This is a genomic window from Pseudomonas sp. FP1154 (assembly GCF_030687245.1).
Taxonomy (GTDB): domain Bacteria; phylum Pseudomonadota; class Gammaproteobacteria; order Pseudomonadales; family Pseudomonadaceae; genus Aquipseudomonas; species Aquipseudomonas rhizophila.
Genome location: NZ_CP117465.1, coordinates 2,973,008 through 2,990,321, shown reverse-complemented (window position 1 = coordinate 2,990,321; position 17,314 = coordinate 2,973,008). Strand labels below are relative to the sequence as shown.

16 protein-coding genes are annotated in these 17,314 nt (G+C 62.5%); 7 read left to right on the top strand and 9 right to left on the bottom strand.

What is annotated here, in order from left to right:
- Positions 1–100: 100 nt before the first annotated feature.
- Both PSH91_RS13470 and PSH91_RS13465 read right to left on the bottom strand, forming a co-directional pair.
- The gene (locus tag PSH91_RS13470; protein WP_139050025.1) at positions 101–751 is read right to left on the bottom strand and encodes a response regulator transcription factor; all 651 of its coding nucleotides are present in this window, start codon (positions 749–751) and stop codon (positions 101–103) included.
- Positions 748–2,199, bottom strand: a complete 1,452-nt coding sequence (locus PSH91_RS13465; RefSeq protein ID WP_139050074.1) for a sensor histidine kinase — start codon at positions 2,197–2,199, stop codon at positions 748–750. The genes PSH91_RS13470 and PSH91_RS13465 overlap by 4 nt, the downstream gene beginning before the upstream one ends.
- A 562-nt stretch (positions 2,200–2,761) precedes the next feature.
- Here PSH91_RS13465 and PSH91_RS13460 point away from each other — a divergent pair.
- Positions 2,762–3,703 carry a LysR substrate-binding domain-containing protein gene (locus PSH91_RS13460; protein WP_047229140.1) on the top strand — a complete coding sequence of 314 codons (942 nt, stop codon included), beginning with the start codon at positions 2,762–2,764 and terminating at the stop codon, positions 3,701–3,703.
- Positions 3,704–3,728: 25 nt separating this feature from the next.
- Here the strand turns inward: PSH91_RS13460 and PSH91_RS13455 are convergent, their stop codons facing one another.
- Entirely contained in the window at positions 3,729–4,739 is a 1,011-nt protein-coding gene (locus tag PSH91_RS13455) for a GlxA family transcriptional regulator (protein ID WP_047229184.1), read from the bottom strand.
- Positions 4,740–4,890: 151 nt separating this feature from the next.
- On the opposite strand from PSH91_RS13455, the gene PSH91_RS13450 reads away from it, so the two are divergent.
- From PSH91_RS13450 to PSH91_RS13435, 4 genes are all read left to right on the top strand, one after another.
- Positions 4,891–5,883 carry a helix-turn-helix domain-containing protein gene (locus tag PSH91_RS13450; protein ID WP_076384565.1) on the top strand — a complete coding sequence of 331 codons (993 nt, stop codon included), beginning with the start codon at positions 4,891–4,893 and terminating at the stop codon, positions 5,881–5,883.
- Between the two features lie 69 nt (positions 5,884–5,952).
- On the top strand, positions 5,953–6,885 hold the full coding sequence (locus tag PSH91_RS13445) for a transporter (RefSeq protein WP_305465862.1): 933 nt from the start codon (positions 5,953–5,955) through the stop codon (positions 6,883–6,885).
- Positions 6,886–6,895: 10 nt separating this feature from the next.
- Positions 6,896–8,155: an MFS transporter gene (locus tag PSH91_RS13440; protein WP_305465860.1), complete on the top strand. Its 1,260-nt coding sequence runs from the start codon at positions 6,896–6,898 to the stop codon at positions 8,153–8,155.
- Between the two features lie 17 nt (positions 8,156–8,172).
- Positions 8,173–9,630, top strand: coding sequence for an amidase (locus PSH91_RS13435; protein WP_173406932.1), 1,458 nt, complete (start codon positions 8,173–8,175; stop codon positions 9,628–9,630).
- Between the two features lie 106 nt (positions 9,631–9,736).
- Here PSH91_RS13435 and PSH91_RS13430 read toward each other — a convergent pair whose 3' ends face one another.
- The gene (locus PSH91_RS13430) at positions 9,737–10,171 is read right to left on the bottom strand and encodes an Rrf2 family transcriptional regulator (RefSeq protein ID WP_047229136.1); all 435 of its coding nucleotides are present in this window, start codon (positions 10,169–10,171) and stop codon (positions 9,737–9,739) included.
- A 147-nt stretch (positions 10,172–10,318) separates the two neighbouring features.
- Here PSH91_RS13430 and PSH91_RS13425 point away from each other — a divergent pair, with 147 nt between their 5' ends.
- On the top strand, positions 10,319–11,212 hold the full coding sequence (locus PSH91_RS13425) for an NAD(P)/FAD-dependent oxidoreductase (protein ID WP_305465859.1): 894 nt from the start codon (positions 10,319–10,321) through the stop codon (positions 11,210–11,212).
- A gap of 23 nt (positions 11,213–11,235) precedes the next feature.
- On the opposite strand, the gene PSH91_RS13420 is transcribed toward PSH91_RS13425, so the two are convergent.
- The 3 genes from PSH91_RS13420 to PSH91_RS13410 are packed head-to-tail and all read right to left on the bottom strand — an operon-like array spanning position 11,236 to position 14,266.
- Positions 11,236–12,546 carry a CitMHS family transporter gene (locus PSH91_RS13420; protein WP_305468479.1) on the bottom strand — a complete coding sequence of 437 codons (1,311 nt, stop codon included), beginning with the start codon at positions 12,544–12,546 and terminating at the stop codon, positions 11,236–11,238.
- A gap of 50 nt (positions 12,547–12,596) precedes the next feature.
- Positions 12,597–12,920, bottom strand: a complete 324-nt coding sequence (locus PSH91_RS13415; RefSeq protein ID WP_171061361.1) for a hypothetical protein — start codon at positions 12,918–12,920, stop codon at positions 12,597–12,599.
- Positions 12,920–14,266, bottom strand: coding sequence for an acyclic terpene utilization AtuA family protein (locus PSH91_RS13410; RefSeq protein WP_305468477.1), 1,347 nt, complete (start codon positions 14,264–14,266; stop codon positions 12,920–12,922). The genes PSH91_RS13415 and PSH91_RS13410 overlap by 1 nt, the downstream gene beginning before the upstream one ends.
- Positions 14,267–14,367: 101 nt before the next feature.
- Between PSH91_RS13410 and PSH91_RS13405 the strand changes: the two genes are divergently transcribed.
- Positions 14,368–15,246 carry a LysR family transcriptional regulator gene (locus PSH91_RS13405; RefSeq protein ID WP_047229131.1) on the top strand — a complete coding sequence of 293 codons (879 nt, stop codon included), beginning with the start codon at positions 14,368–14,370 and terminating at the stop codon, positions 15,244–15,246.
- 114 nt (positions 15,247–15,360) lie between these two features.
- On the opposite strand, the gene PSH91_RS13400 is transcribed toward PSH91_RS13405, so the two are convergent.
- Together PSH91_RS13400 and PSH91_RS13395 are read right to left on the bottom strand one after the other, a co-directional pair.
- A complete protein-coding gene (locus tag PSH91_RS13400; RefSeq protein WP_047229130.1) occupies positions 15,361–16,212 on the bottom strand; it encodes a CAP domain-containing protein in 852 nt (283 codons plus the stop codon).
- Positions 16,213–16,405: 193 nt separating this feature from the next.
- The gene (locus tag PSH91_RS13395; protein ID WP_047229129.1) at positions 16,406–17,179 is read right to left on the bottom strand and encodes an L-iditol 2-dehydrogenase; all 774 of its coding nucleotides are present in this window, start codon (positions 17,177–17,179) and stop codon (positions 16,406–16,408) included.
- Positions 17,180–17,314: the final 135 nt, after the last annotated feature.

The window sequence follows — 17,314 nt, the reverse complement described above, 5'->3', positions numbered from 1 at the left end:
GTCGATACCTGGGGTGATATCAGGTAGCCATAAAGGCGCCTGTATCACTGCAAGATACGCCGTCCAATAGTCCCGCCAAGTATACGTGTGTATGAACTTTCTACTGCTCGCCGCGCCATTCCAGCACCTGGGCCATGCGGACCAGATCGGCAAACGAGCCTGCGCACATTTTGCGCATGGCTTGGCCGCGGTGAATCTTGACCGTGATTTCGCTCAAGCCCAGTTCCCCGGCGATCTGCTTGTTCATCAGGCCTGACGCCGCCAGCGCCATGACCTGTTGCTCGCGCGGGGTCAATGTGGTGTAACGGTCAAGCACTTGCTGATGGCTGCGTTCGGCGTCGCGCCGCCGACAGTCCTGTTGATGGGCGGCGGTCACGGCGTCGATCAGGTCTTGTTCGCGAAACGGCTTGGCGAGGAAATCCACGGCACCGGCCTTCATCGCCCGCACGGTCATGGCGATGTCACCGTGGCCGGTCATGAACACGATGGGCAGATGGACGTTGGCCGCGACCAGCGCCCGTTGGCACTCCAGGCCGCTGGTGCCTTGCAGCCGTACATCCAGAACCAGGCAACTGGGCAGGTCGGGCCTGGAATGGTTCATGAACTGTGCGACCGAATCGAACAGATGCACCTGCAGGCCGATGGAACGCAGGAGGCTGCCGAGGGCTTGGCGCAGCGGTGCGTCGTCGTCAACGATATAAACGATGGGCTCGTTGCCGAGGACCGGTTTCGTGGGCTGCATGGCGTTCATTGCCCGCTCCCCGACACAGCGGTGCAAGTGAGCCGCGGCAGCGCGAACCTGAATGAGGTGCCTTGGCCGGCCTCGCTGGTCGCCCAGATCCTGCCGTCATGGAAGTCGATGATGGACCGGCAGATGGAAAGGCCCATGCCCAGACCGTTTTCCTTGGTGGTAAAAAACGCATTGAACAAGGACGGCAGGACCTCGGGGGCAATGCCGGTTCCGTGGTCAGTCACCTCCAGCAGCACTTCGTCATCCTCCATCCAGGTGCGTATGTGCAGGGTTCGTTCGTGTACCTTGACTGCGTCCATGGCGTGACAGGCATTGATGATCAGGTTGATGATCACTTGCTGCAGTTGCACCCGGTCTGCGCTGACCTGGCTGTCGGTCGCTGTCAGCTCCACCTTCGCCCGGACTTTATGATGAGCCAGTTGCTGCTGGACCAGGTTCAGGGTCTCGCGGACGATGTCGTCCAGCCGCTCGGGCTGGCGCACCGGGTCGCATTTGCGCGACAGCGCTCTGATACCGCTGATGACCTCGCTGGCGCGACAGCCGTTGGCGACGATTCGGTCGAGGCAATCCAGGGCTTCCCCGAGATCGGGCTCCGGACGTTTGAGCCAGCGGCGGCAGGCCTCGCCACTGCTGGTGATGGCCGTCAGTGGCTGATTGACCTCGTGGGCGATGGACGCGGCCATTTCCCCCAGGGAGGTCAAGCGCGTGACGTGGGCCAATTGGCTCTGGGCGCGGAACAATGCGTCTTCGGCCTGCTTGCTGGCGGTGACGTCCATGAGCGCGCCCAAGTACTGGAAACGGCCATGCTGGACGAGCAGGGGGCTGGCGATCATGTGGATGTGCTTGATGCGCCCATCAGGCATCAGCAGGCGCAGCTTGACCTCGATCTGCGGTTCACCAGCGGCGGCCTGTTGGAAAACCCCGCGTGCCAACTCCAGGTCTTCGGGGTGAGTGCGCGCCAGCATCATCGACACCGTCGGTGTCTTGTTGGGCGAGTACTCGAAAATCCGTGCCGACTCCTGCGACCAGGTCAACGCTTGGCGATCGCCGCGAAAGCCCACGCTGCCGGTCTGGCTCAGGCGCTGGGCGCCGATCAGGTAAGCCTCGTTGTGCCGCAGGCTGTCGGAAGCCTGCTTGCTGCGCAGCGCCAGGAACGCAATGGCGGACAATGCGGTCAGGCAGCGAAAGAAACCGGTGGTCGATTCCCAGCGGTGATAGCCGCCGTTGTACAAGAACATCGCGGTGAGCAAGCCCATGCACATCAGCGCGACGGTGATCACCAGATTGATGGAGAACAGGTTGGCCGCCATCAATAACAAGGTGATGTACAGCAGGGTCGGCGCCAGGTCGGAATGGGTCTCGGAGTTGATGATGACAATCCCGCAAGCCACCACCAGGCCTACCAGCCAGCCGAGGGCGTTGACCAGCGGATGGGTACTGATTCCCATCGACAGTCGCGGCCCCTTCTGGCATGGGGCGTATCGCAGGCTGTCATAGACGTTCTTGAGCATCGCGGAGGGTAGGGGCACGCTGGCAGACCTTTTGTTTTTACGTGGTCTCGCTCTGGGATGTCGGGGGACAGAGCATCGGTTCGTATCTTAGAAGCGCCGCTTGGGCTGAGGTAGGACATAAAACCCTGAAATTCCGCCAGGCCGTGCCAACACTTTATTTGTGGCGAGGGGATTTATCCCCGTTGGGCTGCGCAGCAGCCCTAAAGCAGTGAACTCAATCTTCCTGGCACACCGAGTTGCCTGGTTTGGGGGCTGCTGCGCAGCCCAACGGGGATAAATCCCCTCGCCACTAAGGCAGTGTTCGCCACAGGGCTTGGTATATACCGAAGTATCGATGAAGCCGCCCAAAGGGTGGGTGGAGTGTCCCCACGTACAACAGACACTGGCTTGCCTCGGGGATTACGCTTTCAACACCTCGTCGCCGTAGGCCTTGATGGAGGGCGCAGGCGATGATCTTGTCCACTCCTGACTCAATGGCCTGGCGCCTGGGGCGACGACGATGATGAACAGAAATGACCTGCGTCGTGCTGACATCAATTTGCTGGTGGTCTTCGAAACCATGATGCACGAGCGAAACGTGACCCGCGTCAGCGAAAAGCTGTTCCTCGGCCAGCCAACGATCAGCAGTGCCCTGGCACGCCTGCGGTTGATGTTCGATGATCCCTTGTTCATCCGTTCGGGGCGGTTGATGGAACCGACCTCCCGGGCGCGGGAAATCTTCTCCAATCTGTCACCGGCGCTGGACGGCATCGCCGCAGCCTTGAGCCGCTGCCAGGCGTTCGAGCCAGCCACCAGCGAGGCGACCTTCCATATCGGCCTTTGCGATGACGTCGAGTACGCACTGCTGCCGGAGTTGTTGCGGCGCCTGCGGATCGAGGCACCGGGCACCACCTTGGTGGTGCGCCGGGCCGATCAATGGCAGGTGTCCCAGCTGTTGGCCAGCGGCGAGATATCCCTGGGCATCAGCCCGACCCTGGAGCTGCCGGCCAATGCCCGGCGCAAGACGCTGCGGCCGATTCGACCGATGCTGCTGCGCGCCGATTCGCAGCCCGGCGAACTGACCCTGGATGAATTCTGCCGTCGGCCCCATGCCATCGTGTCGTCCATGGGCAATGTCATCGATGATTCGGACCGGGCGTTATGCCTGATGGGCCGACAGCGCCGGGTGGTGTTGACCGTGCCGCAGTTCAGCGCCTTGCCCATGCTGTTGGCCGGGAGCGACATGATTGCTATCGTGCCGGATTACGTTGCCCTGGCGATGGCCGTGGTGGCTGGTATGCGGGCTCAAGCGGCCCCGATCTGTTTGCCCCAGCACGAGCTTTCCATGGTCTGGCGCGGTGCTTCGCACAATGATCCGGGGGAGCGTTGGCTGCGCTCCCGTTGCAGCGCACTCCTGGCTGAGCAGGGCGACTCGCAGGCGCGATCCTGGAAAGTGGCCTGACAGGCCAGTAGCGCAAGTTTCGCGCTTAACGGGAAAACCGGCTGCGATACTCGCGGGGGGAAATCGACAGGTGACGCTGAAATGTGTGACGCATTCGTTCCTCGTCACCGAAACCGCAGGCGCGGGCGATCTGGTCGATGTTGCGCTGAGAGTCTTCCAGCATTCGCCGCGCCGCCTCAAGGCGGAACATCTCGATGGCTTTGGCCGGGGTGCGGCCGGTCTGGCGTTTGTAGACCCGGGCAAAATTGCGCGGGCTCATCCTGGCCTCGCGGGCCAGTCGCTCGACGGTGAGGTTGTTGTCGTCCAGATGTGCGCAAATCCACACGTGCAGTTCATCGAAGCCGGCGCTCTCCTGCATCTGCAATTGCAACAGTTGGCTGAACTGCGCCTGACCGCCGGGGCGTTTGAGAAACACCACCAGCTCACGGGCCACCTGCAGGGCCACGTCGCGACCGCAATCGGCTTCGACCAATGCCAGGGCCATGTCGATGCCCGCGCTGACACCGGCCGAGGTCCAGACGTTGTCCTGCTGGATGAAGATCGCATCAAGATCCACCTCAACCGACGGGAAACCACTCTTGAGCATCTCGCACATGGCCCAATGGGTGGCGGCCCGGCGTCCGTCCAGCAAGCCGGCCTGGGCCATGAGGAAAGTGCCGCTGCACACCGATGCGGTGCGCCTGGCCTGGACCGAGGCAATGCGCAGCCATTGCACCAGATCGACACAGTCGATCATCGCCTGCCGAATGTCCGGTGCGCCGGGGACAATCAGCGTATCGATGAGCGTCCCGTCGAGCTCCCGCAGGGCACGGGTATCCACGACCAGGCCTTCGGCGCTTTGCATCAATCCGCCTGCCAGACTGGCGGTGTGCATGGCGTAGCCGGGCAGGCCGCGTTCGGTCATGGCCTTGGTGGCGGCCCAGAACACTGTTTGGGCGCCGGTCAGGTCCAGCAAGCCCATCTGCGGATAGGCCAGGAATACCAGGGTGCGCGGTTGGGAAATGGACTCGGCGGCGAGGCCGACATCCAGGGTCATCTCGTTCATGATCGTTTCGCGCGGGGTGTTTGTCAGGGCCGGTGAAAGAGTCTATCCGTTTTCGGCACAATTGAACGAATGGCCTACCCAGCGGAATGGAACTTGCCTGAGCTTTGATCCATAAGCCCTGGAATCATCAAAGGTCGGGTCAATGAACAATGACAACATGGCGCAACCAGCGGTCTCGTCGGAGGGACTGCCGATGCTGCCGATCAATCGGTTCCGCACCACAGACATCGACGAGCACGCCCGGAACATGGGCGGTTGGCAGGTTTGCTACGACCAGTTGACCCCCGGGCGCTTCGACGGCGAGTTGATCGAGTTCCGCTCGGAGTGGATGCAACTGGTGCGCGACCGCTCTAATCAGGCTCTGACCAAGCAAGGCACGGCCTGGGAGGGCGCCATCACCTTCAGCGTGCCGCTGAGTGCGGACGGGCCGGTCTTTTGCTCCGGGCACCCGATTGTCGAGCCCAGCCTGTTGGTCGCCCGTGGGCATAACCTGCCCGAGCTGCGCACGCCCCAACATCTGGATCTGCTCGGTGTCGCCATCGACGAGCAGGCGTTGGAGCATGTGCTGGAACGTCAAGGCAGCCGCTTTCGAATTACCGATCTTCCCAAGTGTTACCGTCTCGGCAACTCGACGCTGCCCGCCGAGCTTGCGGCGTTATTCGATGAGCTTGAAGGGGGCGAGCAGGGGCGTGACTCGTTGCTGGGTTACGAGTCGATTCGTCGTGGCCTGCGTGACACGGTGATGCTGCACATACTGGAACTGGTGGCACCGGACGAGGCACCGCCGCTCAATCCCACGGCGCGCAAGCGCATGGTCGACCGCGCCCGGGAGTACGCCTTGGCCCATGTCGATGAGCCGCTGTCGATCCTCGACCTGTGCAACCACATCGGGGCCAGCCGACGCAAACTGCAGTATTGCTTCCAGGAAACCCTGGGTATCAATCCGGTGGCCTATTTACGGGCGTTGCGCCTCAATGCCGTGCGTCGTGAACTGCGCAACGGGGATCAGGCCCTGGGCGTCCAGGAGGTGGCGGCACGCTGGGGCTTCTGGCACTTGAGCCGCTTTTCCAGCGATTATCGGGTGCTGTTCGGCGAGACACCTTCCCAAACCCTGCGTCGCACGCATCTGTGCTGAAAACGGATAACGGCTGACCGGCCGGCTCCCTAGGATGACCCCAACACCACAGGGTTGGAGGGGCATTCGATGAATCAAAATAAAAAAGCAAACGCCTGGCGCTGTACTTGGTTGACCTTGGGGCTGATCGGTATGGGGGGCGCTGCCCATGGCACCGAAAACGGCGCGCCGACCACGGCGGTCGGGGTCTATGATTTCGGCGTGGGCATGATGCCGCCGGCCACGCCCTTTGGCACCGTCGGCCTGCGCACCGCGTTCTATTCGGCCAACGTGCAGAAGGACCGCCACGGCAAGTCCGTGGACAACAATTTCTCTCTGGATGTGCTGTCCATCGGCGTCGCCTATATGCGCATGACCGATTACACCGTGCTGGGCGCCAAATATGGCTTCGGCGCCGTGGTGCCGTTCTTCCAGATGGACGCTTCGGTACAGGTGCAGACGCCTATCGGTCCGCTGGACCTTGCGGCCGATCCGTTTCGCATGGCCGACATCCAGTTGTTGCCGCTGATCCTGCAGTGGACCCTATCGCCCAACCTGTTCGTCAACACCCAGTTCCAGATCCAGGCACCGACTGGCGACTATGACAAGAACCGGCTGATTTCACCGGGGCTCAACCACTGGACCTTTTCGCCGATCCTCAACGCCACTTACATCTCCGACAGCGGCTTCGAAGTGTCTTCCAGTTTCGAAGTCGACATCAACACACGCAACCCGGCCACTGACTACAAGAGCGGCGTCGAGTACCGCCACGAATTCGCGGTGGGCCAACACGTCGGGCCCTGGACCGTGGGCGTGGGCGGGTATTACTACCGCCAGTTCAGCGATGACGATGCGCCAGGGCTGCAATCGGGCAATCGCGCCCGGGTGATGGCCGTCGGGCCGGCGGTGAGCTACTTCAAGCCCGGGATGCCGCCGGTATGGCTGCACGTCTACAAGGAGTTCGACGCGCGTAACCGTGCCGAGGGCTATACCACGGCACTGCGCATTTCTCACAGTTTCTAAAGGGGCTCCCATGAACCAATCAAGTTCCATTTCAACGGCCGCAGCCCCGTCACGCCAGGCCACGGGTCGGCGTGAAGGGCTGGTGCTGATGCTCGGCAGCAGCCTGACCATCATGGGCTCGGTGATGGTCGCACCCATCTTGCCCCGTTTGGGCGCCGAATTCGGTCCCATGGAGCCGCGAGCCGATCTGCTGGTGCCGCTGGCGATCACCGGGCCGGCCCTGACCATTGCCCTGTGCGCGCCGTTGGCCGGTTGGCTGGCGGACCGGGTCGGGCGCAAGGCGCTGCTGGTGATTGCCACGTTGCTCTACGCAGTGCTCGGCGCGCTGCCGGCGATGCTCGATAACCTGCCGGCGATTGTCGGCACCCGGCTGCTGTTCGGCTGCGCCGAAGCGGCGGTGATGACCTGTTGCGCGGCCCTCATTGCTGACTACTGGCACGGCGAAGAGCGCTTGCGCTACGTCAACCGGCAAGTGGTGACCATCGGCCTGGTGGGGGCGCTGTTTTTTGTGGTGGGTGGGGCGCTCGGGGAGCATTCGTGGCGCTCGCCGTTCCTTTTGTACCTGCTGCCATTGTTGCTGGTGCCCGCCATGATGAAGGTGCTGTGGGAGCCGTCGATGGCCAAGCGGCCAAGGGCCGAGCAGCAAGCGGACGAATCGGGTCCGGCCAAGGTCGCGGTACGGTCGCTGGTGATCGGTTACCTGATGATTCTGGGCGGCATGGTGCTGACCTTCATCGTGCCGATCCAGGCGCCGACGCTGTTGGTCAGCCTGGGCATCACCTCCAGCACGCTGATCGGCATGGCGGCAGGCTTGAGCCTGCTGGCGACCCTGGGCGGTTCGTTGATGTGGCCCTTGCTGCGCCGTCGCTTCGGCATTGCCGGTTGCAACGCGCTGTTGCTGAGTCTGATAGGGCTTGGGCTCTGGCTGCTGATGCGCGCCCAGAGCTACAACGCCGTGCTGGTGGCGGTCTTCATTCAGGGCCTGGGTTCCGGATTGCTGGTGCCCAACGTGATGGCTCCCGTGATGAATGCCTTGACCGCCAGCACCCGCGGCCGTGGCCTGGGTGGGTTCACCTCGTTTCTGTATATCGGCCAGTTCGTCAGTCCGCTGGTGGTGGCCTCTGTGGGCGCCTTCGCCAGCGATCTGCGCCAGTCGATCCAATGGCTGGCAGTCGCCAGTTTTGCCGCCGCGCTGCTGTGGATCGCTGTCGGTCTGCGTACTCGAGGCCATGGTCAGGCGACCACTCTCGGCCCCCGTCAATCGTCATGAAACAAGGAATCTGAAGCATGGGCATGCAAGACATCCACCACTTGATGGACAACGAAGACGCCAGCGCACTGGCCGAGTGGGTCAGGCGCGGCGAGATCCGCCCCGGCGAACTGCTGGAGGCGGCCATCGAACGTCTTGAACGGGTCGAACCGCAGCTCAACGCGGTGGCCGAGCGGTTATACGATTCGGCGCGGGAAGCGGCCGACACGCCTGAGGTCGGGCAAGGTCTGTTGGCGGGCGTGCCGACGTTGATCAAGGACCTGTTTTCGCCCGTTGCGGGGGCGGCAATGACCAACGGTTCACGCTCATTGGGCGATTTTCGCGCGGATTTCGAATCCGAAGTCGTCACCCGCTTGCGCCGTGCGGGCTGTCAGGTAATGGGCACCAGCACTTCACCGGAGTTTGGCACGTCGTACTCCACCGAATCTTCACGGTTTGGCGCCACCCGAAACCCTTGGAGCACCCGTCACAGCGCCGGTGGTTCCAGCGGTGGCGCAGCAGCGCTGGTGGCGGCCCGGGTCGTGCCGTTCGCCCACGGCAACGATGGCGGCGGGTCGTTGCGCGTGCCGGCGTCATGCTGTGGCGTCTTCGGGTTCAAGCCAAGCCGCGGCCTGCTGCCGTCCGGGCCGATGATCGGCGAGGGGTGGGCGGGGATGGGCACGCCCCATGCGATCACCTTGTCGGTGCGCGACAGCGCCGCGCTGTTGGACGCCACCGCCGGAATGGACCTGGGAGCGCCCTATGCCGCGCCGGTCCAGACGTTGCCCTATGTGACGGCGTTGCAGCGCGATCCGCAACCGTTGCGCATTGCCCTGGTGGAGCAACTCGGTCCCTGGCCAACATCGCCACAGAGCCTGCAGGCCGTAGGCGAGGCGGCGCGGTTGTGTGAGTCCCTCGGCCACCGTGTCGAACCGGTAAACCTACCGGTGGTATTACCGGAGTTTCTCGATCAGGTCTTCACCATCATCGGCGCAAGCACTCGCCATTACGTTGACCTGCTGGGCCAGATGCGCGGGTTCGCGGTACAGGCCGAGGAGCTGGAGGTGCGCACCCGGATCATCCTGCGGGACAAGGGCAACGTCAGCGGCGCCCAGTACGCGGCTGCAGTGGAGTGGATTCATACCCTGGGTCGACAACTGGCGACGTTCATGCACGATTACGACCTGATCCTCACCCCGGTCCTGACCCGTGAACCGGTACCGATTGGCGAGCTGGACGTTGAGGACGTGTGCATGAGCCTCGATCAACTGCTGGAGCGTTACCACAGCTACTCGCCATTCACCGCGCTGTTCAATGCCAGCGGTCAGCCGGCGATGTCCGTACCGTTGTCCTGGAGCAGCAACGGCCTGCCGATGGGCGCGCACTTCGCCGGTCGCTTTGGCGAAGAAAGCACCCTGCTGGCCCTGGCCGCGCAATTGGAACGCGCCCAGCCGTGGCGTGGCCGGGTGCCTGCGGTGAACGCCTGTCGTCGTTGAAGGCGGCGATGTCTCAATAAAGTGAAGCGGGCCGGTTCCAAGCACGGCACATCCAGCGTCGATGGAATGCCGATCTCGATGCCTGATCAGGCCCGCTTCCCACCACTCAGCCGTGCCCCTCCCTAAAACGCTGATCAAAATCCTCCGCTAACTGCGCCAGAGTGATGCTGCCCAAACGCTTGAGCAGCAACGCCTGAGCCTCATCGAACGCATCCGTCAGCGCCGCATTCACCGCTTGTTCCACCAGGCACTGCGGGTGATCGGTGGACAGGCCGATGGCAAAAATCGACGTGCTACCCAAGGCCTGATGGATGTCGAGCAGGGTCATCTCTGCCAGGGATTTGCTCAACGTCCAGCCGCCGCGATGGCCTTTCTCTGACGTGACATAGCCCTGTTCCTTGAGCAGCGCCATGGTCCGGCGCACCACCACTGGGTTGGTGCCGAGCATCTGCGCGATGGTGTCGGAGGTGGCGGATTGCTGGTGACGGTCCATGTGGATGAGTACATGAAGCATGCGGGACAGGCGCGTGTCGTTTCTCATGGTAACGGCATTGTTCTGTGGTTGAGACGGGGTGGAGTATCGCCTGTAATTGCAAAAGTTACGAGATCGTTGACAGACGCTTTTCAAGGAACTTACGATGTGTCGAGACTTTAGCGGTCCTTCGAAAACCACCCTTGGAGAAAGATCATGGGCTACGACGTCATCATTACAGGCGGCAGCTACGCGGGTATGTCGGCAGGACTTCAACTGGCACGGGCTCGGCGAAAGGTGCTGGTGATCGATGGGGGGCAACGCCGTAACCGGTTCGCCGCGACTTCCCATGGGTTTCTTGGCCAGGATGGCCGCGCACCCGCTGACATCGCCGAGGATGCCCGCGCCCAGCTCATGGCTTATCCGACGGTGGAGTGGGTGTCGGACACCGTGGTCCAGGCGCGCAAGGAGGAGGGCGGCTTCACCCTGGAAACTGCCCGTGGGCAACATTTCCAAGCCCAACGCCTGCTGCTGGCCACCGGAGTGGTCGATGATTTGCCGGCGGTGCAAGGCCTGGCTGAGCGCTGGGGCAAAAGCGTTTTCCACTGTCCTTACTGCCACGGCTATGAGTTGGACCAAGGGCCGATAGGCGTGCTGGCGACGTCGCCAATGTCGCTGCACCACGCCTTGATGCTTCCCGACTGGGGGCCGACGACGTTCTTCACCAATGGCGTATTCGAGCCCGACCCGGAGCAGCGGGCCAGCCTGGAACTACGTGGGGTGACGCTGGTAGCCGAACCGGTCGAACGCATTGAAGGCGAGCGGGCCAATGTGGTCCTGGAAGGGGTGCGCGTGGTTGCCATCGATGGCCTGTTCGTCTTGCCCCGTACCCGCGTGGGCAGCTCGTTGGCCGCATCTCTGGGGTGTGAGTTCGAGGACGGCCCGCTCGGTGCCTTCATCCAGACTGACATGACCCGCGAAACCAGCGTGCCGGGAGTGTTTGCCTGTGGTGATGCGGCCATGCCGTTCGGCTCGGTGGCACTGTCGGTGGGCGATGGTGTGCGGGCGGGATCGGGCGTGCACCGATCGTTGATCTTCGGCGCACACTGAAAACCCGATCCCCGCGCTGAACCCTAAACCTGTACCGCCCCGGTCGCCACGGCGAAGGCGAGCATCACCAGGCTGACGCCCCAGGCCCAGAAAAAGGTGTAGGCCATGTGTTTGCGCAACTCGACGCCGGACAACGCCAGGGCCAGGTACACGCTGGGCACCACCGGGCTGATGGAGAAACCGGTGTTTTCACCGATCAGCATGGCCCGGGCCACCGCTTCCAGGGGTACGCCCGCGGCGGCGGCCACATCCCTGATCACCGGCAACAGGGCAAAGTAGTAGGCGTCCGGGGAAAAGATCATCCCCAGGGGAACGCCAAAGAATCCGACGATCACATGCAGGTATTGAGCGGATCCGCCAGGCAGAAAGTCGATCAGCGCCAAGGCCATGCCGTCGGACATTTTTGCTCCGGACAGAACACCCAGCAACACGGCGGCGGCCATCATCACCAGCACCATTTGCAGGGCGTCGGATGCGTGGGCCTTGAGACGTTCGGCCTGGGCATCCAGGGACGGGAAGTTCAGCGGCAGGGCAATGCCCAATCCCACCATGAAACAGGCATAGAGCGGAAAGATACCGGTGAACAGGCAAGCCAGGATCGCGCCGGTCAGGGCCACGTTCAGCCAGTACCGCAGGTTGCGGGGCGAGAGGCCGAACTCGCGACCTTCGGTGGACAGACTGTCCAGATCGACGCTGGCGGCCGCTCCCAGTGACATTGGCCGGCGACGCTGGGCTCGCGAGCCCAGCACGGTGGCCACCAGCAACATGCAGACCAGCCCCACCAACTGCACCGGCAGTAAACCTAGCCAAAGCTCCGTGGCGTCCAGCCCGGAAACTGCGGCAGCCCGAGCGGTGGTGCCACCCCCAAGGCACCATGTTGATGACCCCGGCGGTGGTGCCCACCAGGCACAACAGCATGGCCGGGCGCTCATGTTCAGGCGCTTGTACAACGGCAACAGCGCCGGAATGGTCAGTAAAAATGTCGCGGCGCCCACCCCGTCCAGATGCACCACTGACGTCACCAGCACCGTGACCAGCGCCACAGCCAGCGGCTTGCCACCGGTACTGCGGATCAGCAGGTTGACCAGCGGGTCGAACAGCCCGCGATCACGCATGATCCCGAAGAACAGAATGGCAAACAGAAACAGCGCGGCGGTGGGCGCCACGGTGATCAGCCCGGCCTTGATGAACTCGCCGATCTGTCCGGGGTTGAAACCGGCCAGCAGGCAAGCGGCGACGGGGAGGGTGGTGAAGGCGACGACGGGGCTGATCCTGCGCAGCAATATCAGCCCGATGATGACCAGCATCATCAAAAAACCCAACGTTGTAATCATGGTGCAGCCTCTCTTTTTATTGTTGTCGACGGTACGGGCGCGTGAGTCCTTCAGCCCTGTGGTTGGGGCAGGCGCAGGGACAGCAGCAGATAACTCAAACTCTTGCCGTGGCGATCAAGGCCGCAACTGAGGTTTACGCCGCCTTCCAGGGCGTCTTCGAGGACGAAATTCAGCGCATGCAGGTTCGGCAGTTCATAGCGATGCACCTTGGCAGGCCGGCGCGTGGCGAATTGTTCGGCGACTCGTTCGCAGGTCAGTTCGCGCAGCAACCATGGGTAGTGCGCCGGATCGAGGGGGAATACCGCAATGCTGAGGATATTGCCTTTGTCTCCGGCACGAGCGTGGGCGAAGTCGGCGAGGGTGACCAGGTTCATCAGTACCACTCCAGGGTCGTGTGGATTTCGCTGCGCGGCAGCAGGAAGCTGCGGGTGGTGACGGCTTCAGCGAGGTGCCGGCGCACGCCGCCACCGCCGGCCGGACCGTTGGTGTAGAGCGATTCCACCTCGGCCAACAGCGTCTGAACCATTGCCTGGTCGGTATGGGTCAGGCCGACGCGCACACGCACATCATCAAGGGCCGGCGCCAGGGCCAGTCGTTGTTGCAGATAGCGGCCACCGTGATCATTGAACAGACTGGCGACACCCGACAAATCGATCCAGGGCTGTACGCCTGGCGCCAATCGGTCAAAACGTTGCAGCAGAATTTCCCGGGCCAGGGCGGCACGGGCCACGGCACCGGGGCCGGCATAGGAAATTTCCGCCTCGCCGAACCAGAGCCCACGCACACCGGCCAGGCCCTTGAGCGTATCGGGGCGCGGATGGCCCAGCAGGCCGCTGATCTCAACGCGGTCTTCACCCAGGTCCCGGACGCGGGCCTGCCCCAGGTCCAGCACCACGTCCGGGGTCAGGTAGCGGCGCGGATCATGCACCTCGTAAAGCAATTGTTCCTTGACCGTTTGCTCGCTGACGCGGCCCCCGCAGCCCTGGGTTTTGCCGATGATCAAACGTCCATCCTCATGGATTTCGGCAATGGGGCAACCGAGGTTCGCCGGGTCCGGGATCTCTTTGATCCCAGGGTGGGCAAAGTACCCGCCGGTGACCTGGGTGCAGCACTCCAGCAAATGCCCGGTCGCGGTGGCGATGGCCATTTTCTGCCAATCGTCGGCGGCCCAACCCAGCCCGTGGCGAATCGCGCCCACCGCCAGCGAAGGGTCGGCCACTCGCCCGCACAGCACGATACCGGCACCTTCTTGCAGCGCCGTATGAATGCCGTCGGCACCGGTGTAGACGTTGACCGAAACCACGTCTGCCGGGTCCACGGGCAGCCATTGCTTGAAGCGCGGTGTGGTTTCTTCCAGCAGGTCATCGCCCAGTACGCAGGCAATTTTCAAACTCGGATAGCGTCCTGCCAGTGTTGCTCGCAGGCGCTGCGCGGCGGCTCTGGGATTGGCTGCCCCCCCATTGGTAATGATGGGGATGCCGGCTTCGATACACACATCCAGCATCGGCTCGAGGAAATCGAACAGGCGAGAGGCATATCCGGCTTGAGGATCGAGGCCCCTGCGCAGTTGCGCTTCGGCCAGCGTCCGTTCGGCCAGCAGTTCCAGCATGATGTAGCGCTGGCCGTTTCGTTGCGCCAGGTCCTGGGCCAGGCGCAAGGCGGCGTCCGGGCGATCATTGGCAAAACCGGCGCCGCATCCGACGAGAATTGTTTTTGTCATGTCCGTTTCCACTGATGGGATGGCCCATAGTGGCGGCCATGGATTGTTCTGTGAATTTTAAAGGTAGAATCAATTGATCCATTATCTTTATAAGTACGGCCATGAACGTTTCTTTCCGACAGCTTCGTGCCTTTATCCTGATCGCTGAAACCTCAAGCTTCACGCGCACCGCTGAACAGCTTCACCTGTCCCAGCCAGCGCTGAGCTACAGCATCCGCAAACTGGAGGAGACCATGGGTCTGCAGTTGCTGGCGCGTAACACCCGCAGTGTCGAGCTGACGCTGGCCGGCGAACACTTTCTGCCCCAGGCCAGGCGCATGCTCAGGGACATGGACGATGCCGTACGGGACGCCCGCGACACCCTCAGCCTGAGTCGTGGCTCCCTTCGCCTGGCGGCACTGCCCACTGCCGCCGCTTCGTTCCTGCCTGTGGTCATCGCTTCGTTCCAGCGCAAACACCCGGGTGTAAGGGTGAGCGTACTGGATGGTCGGGCCGGGGAGATCATGGGGTGGGTGCAGCGCGGTGAGGTGGACGCGGGTATTACCTCGTTACCCGACGACCTGTCCGGGCTGAGCTTCGTGCGCCTGTTGGATGACAATCTGGTGTTGCTGACCCACAAGGATCATCAGCGCGACAGTCTGGACGACTGGAAACGCAGGCCCTACATTGCCCTGACTCCCGACACGAGCATCCGGCCCTTGGCCGACGCAGCGTTGCGCTACCTGAATGTCGAGCCTGAGCCGGCTTGGGAGGTGGCGCACATGAGTACCGCCACTGCGCTTGTACGCGAAGGGTTGGGGTTTTCCCTGCTGCCGGCCAGTTGCACGGCGGTGTTCAATATTGGCGAGCAATGCGCGGTGATTGCCATCGACCAGCCCGGAAAGCGTTCGATCGGCCTGTTGCAACGCAAGCCAGTGGCTCAGTCGCCGTCGTTGAGCCAGTTCATGCAGCATTTGCGGCAGACGCTGCGTCAGCAATGACAGTTCCATGCTTATCGCGAGCAGGCTCGCTCCCACAGTGTGTAGAACCCTTGTGGGAGCGAGCCTGCTCGCGATAGCGGGATTGCCGCCAGTGCCAAGCTATCTGATCAAACGCTATTGGGTGCCAAACATCGCTGTCCAATAAATCCCCGCATCGCTTTTCGGGTCCACCGCATAGCCGGCGCCCAGTTCCTTGAACTGCGGGTTCATCAGATTGGCGCAATGACCGGGGCTGGCCAGCCAGCCGTCCACCACTTTGAGGGCCGTATCCTGTCCGGCGGCGATGTTCTCACCGATCAATTGGCCGAGGTAACCGGCCAACTCGGCGCGGTCGCCCGGCATGCGGCTGTCGCGATCCTTGTGGTCAAAGAAGTTGTTGTTGGCCATGGCCCGAGTGTGGTTCACGGCGGCCAGGGCCAACGTAGCGTTCCAGGCCAGCGGCGTCGTCGCCGTGAAGGCTTCGGTGCCGCAGCGGCGCGGTTGGGCACGCGCACTGTTGATCAGCTTCAGTAGCTTCTGACCTTCGGCTTGCCAGTCTCCCAGACGCGCCGACAATAGCGGGCGCGCCAACACGATGCGCCATTCGCGATCCAGGCGACTGACGCCGATGTCGACGAACTGTGGATCCAGCACCACCTGGCAGAAGCTTTCCTGCACGGCCTTCATCGCGGCTTGCGCGTCCCGTGGCCCGGACAGGCTGATGGCCTGTACGTTGACCATCGGGTAGGCCGTGCGGGCCAACGCCTGCTGCAGGTCACCAATGCCGTTGGCCGACAGGATCAGCCGCGAATCCATGGCCAGCGGCGGTAGCTCCAGAGAGGCCTGATCCGCACAACTTTGCGACTGACTGCGGTAAAGGTTGATGGACTCGACCAGTTGCGTCTCTTCGGTGGCCAGGACACTGGTGGCGAAGGCCAGCCCCAGCGACAGCCCGATAAGACGCATGACGGATGAAATGGCACGCATGTAAATCTCCCTTGAGCGGACGGCGCCTATGATGCGCAATTTTTGCCCGGCTGGGGCAACGGTATTCACGCTCTCTTGAAATCCCTTGCAACGGCACCGTTGGGTACCGTTTGGGACAATCCTCAAGTAGTGGGATCAATTTTCAGGCAAATAAGTCCATATCCGTCGATTCAAGGGCAAAACTTGCGAATTATCAGCTCATCCAGTTCCCGCCATCGACGTTATATGTCTGTGCTACCACATATTCGCTTTCCGCCGAGGCCAGGAATATCGCCATCCCCACCAGGTCCTGCGCGGTGCCCATCCGGCCATAGGGCACTTGCGCGCCGACCTGACGCTTTTTCTCTCCCAGGGGCAGGTTTTCATGATGGGCGAACAGCGCATCCACACCATCCCAGTGCTCACCCTCCACCACACCAGGGGCAATGGCGTTGACGTTGATTCGATGCTTGATCAAATCAAGGCCGGCCGACTGGGTCAGACTGATCACCGCAGCCTTGGTGGCGCAATACACCGCCACCAGGGCTTCTCCACGCCGGCCGGCCTGGCTGGCCATGTTGATGATTTTGCCGCCATGCCCCTGGCGGATCATCTGCCGGGCGGCGGCCTGCAGCGTGAACAGTGTGCCGGCGACATTGATGCAAAACAGCCGTTCGTAGCTTTGGCGCGTAATCTCCACGATAGGCGCCAGGTCGAAAAGCGCTGCGTTATTGACGAGGATATCGAGCTTGCCCGTCCGGGCCACGACCGCCTCGATGGCCTGGTCAATCGAAGCTTGTTCAGTGACGTCCATTTTGACCGCGTAGGCGCTGTCGCCCAGTTCGGCGGCGGTGGCTTGGGCGCTTCCAAGATCGATATCGGCAATCGCCACAGTAGCCCCTTCGTTGATATAGGCCTGGGCGAACGTTCTGCCAATACCACGGGCAGCACCGGTGACCAGCGCGCTTTTTCCTTCCAGTCGTTTCATGGGTTGTCCTGTCTCGAATGACAAAATAAACAGCAGGGGAGCGCGGCTCACCATCAATGACGTGCCGATTACAGCAGCGCCATTGGCGCCGGACAAACGCGGGAGGGATCATCGGCTGGTACTTTTTTTAACGCC

What these genes read in the sequence shown, in the direction of transcription:
- PSH91_RS13465 (WP_139050074.1), bottom strand. Translation starts at nt 2,199, where the DNA reads ATGGGAATCAGTACCCATCCGCTGGTCAACGCCCTCGGCTGGCTGGTA.
- PSH91_RS13445 (WP_305465862.1), top strand. Translation starts at nt 5,953, where the DNA reads ATGAATCAAAATAAAAAAGCAAACGCCTGGCGCTGTACTTGGTTGACC.
- PSH91_RS13440 (WP_305465860.1), top strand. Translation starts at nt 6,896, where the DNA reads ATGAACCAATCAAGTTCCATTTCAACGGCCGCAGCCCCGTCACGCCAG.
- PSH91_RS13420 (WP_305468479.1), bottom strand. Translation starts at nt 12,546, where the DNA reads ATGATTACAACGTTGGGTTTTTTGATGATGCTGGTCATCATCGGGCTG.
- PSH91_RS13460 (WP_047229140.1), top strand. Translation starts at nt 2,762, where the DNA reads ATGATGAACAGAAATGACCTGCGTCGTGCTGACATCAATTTGCTGGTG.
- PSH91_RS13425 (WP_305465859.1), top strand. Translation starts at nt 10,319, where the DNA reads ATGGGCTACGACGTCATCATTACAGGCGGCAGCTACGCGGGTATGTCG.
- PSH91_RS13430 (WP_047229136.1), bottom strand. Translation starts at nt 10,171, where the DNA reads ATGAGAAACGACACGCGCCTGTCCCGCATGCTTCATGTACTCATCCAC.
- PSH91_RS13450 (WP_076384565.1), top strand. Translation starts at nt 4,891, where the DNA reads ATGAACAATGACAACATGGCGCAACCAGCGGTCTCGTCGGAGGGACTG.
- PSH91_RS13410 (WP_305468477.1), bottom strand. Translation starts at nt 14,266, where the DNA reads ATGACAAAAACAATTCTCGTCGGATGCGGCGCCGGTTTTGCCAATGAT.
- PSH91_RS13405 (WP_047229131.1), top strand. Translation starts at nt 14,368, where the DNA reads ATGAACGTTTCTTTCCGACAGCTTCGTGCCTTTATCCTGATCGCTGAA.
- PSH91_RS13455 (WP_047229184.1), bottom strand. Translation starts at nt 4,739, where the DNA reads ATGACCCTGGATGTCGGCCTCGCCGCCGAGTCCATTTCCCAACCGCGC.
- PSH91_RS13395 (WP_047229129.1), bottom strand. Translation starts at nt 17,179, where the DNA reads ATGAAACGACTGGAAGGAAAAAGCGCGCTGGTCACCGGTGCTGCCCGT.
- PSH91_RS13400 (WP_047229130.1), bottom strand. Translation starts at nt 16,212, where the DNA reads ATGCGTGCCATTTCATCCGTCATGCGTCTTATCGGGCTGTCGCTGGGG.
- PSH91_RS13415 (WP_171061361.1), bottom strand. Translation starts at nt 12,920, where the DNA reads ATGAACCTGGTCACCCTCGCCGACTTCGCCCACGCTCGTGCCGGAGAC.
- PSH91_RS13470 (WP_139050025.1), bottom strand. Translation starts at nt 751, where the DNA reads ATGAACGCCATGCAGCCCACGAAACCGGTCCTCGGCAACGAGCCCATC.
- PSH91_RS13435 (WP_173406932.1), top strand. Translation starts at nt 8,173, where the DNA reads ATGGGCATGCAAGACATCCACCACTTGATGGACAACGAAGACGCCAGC.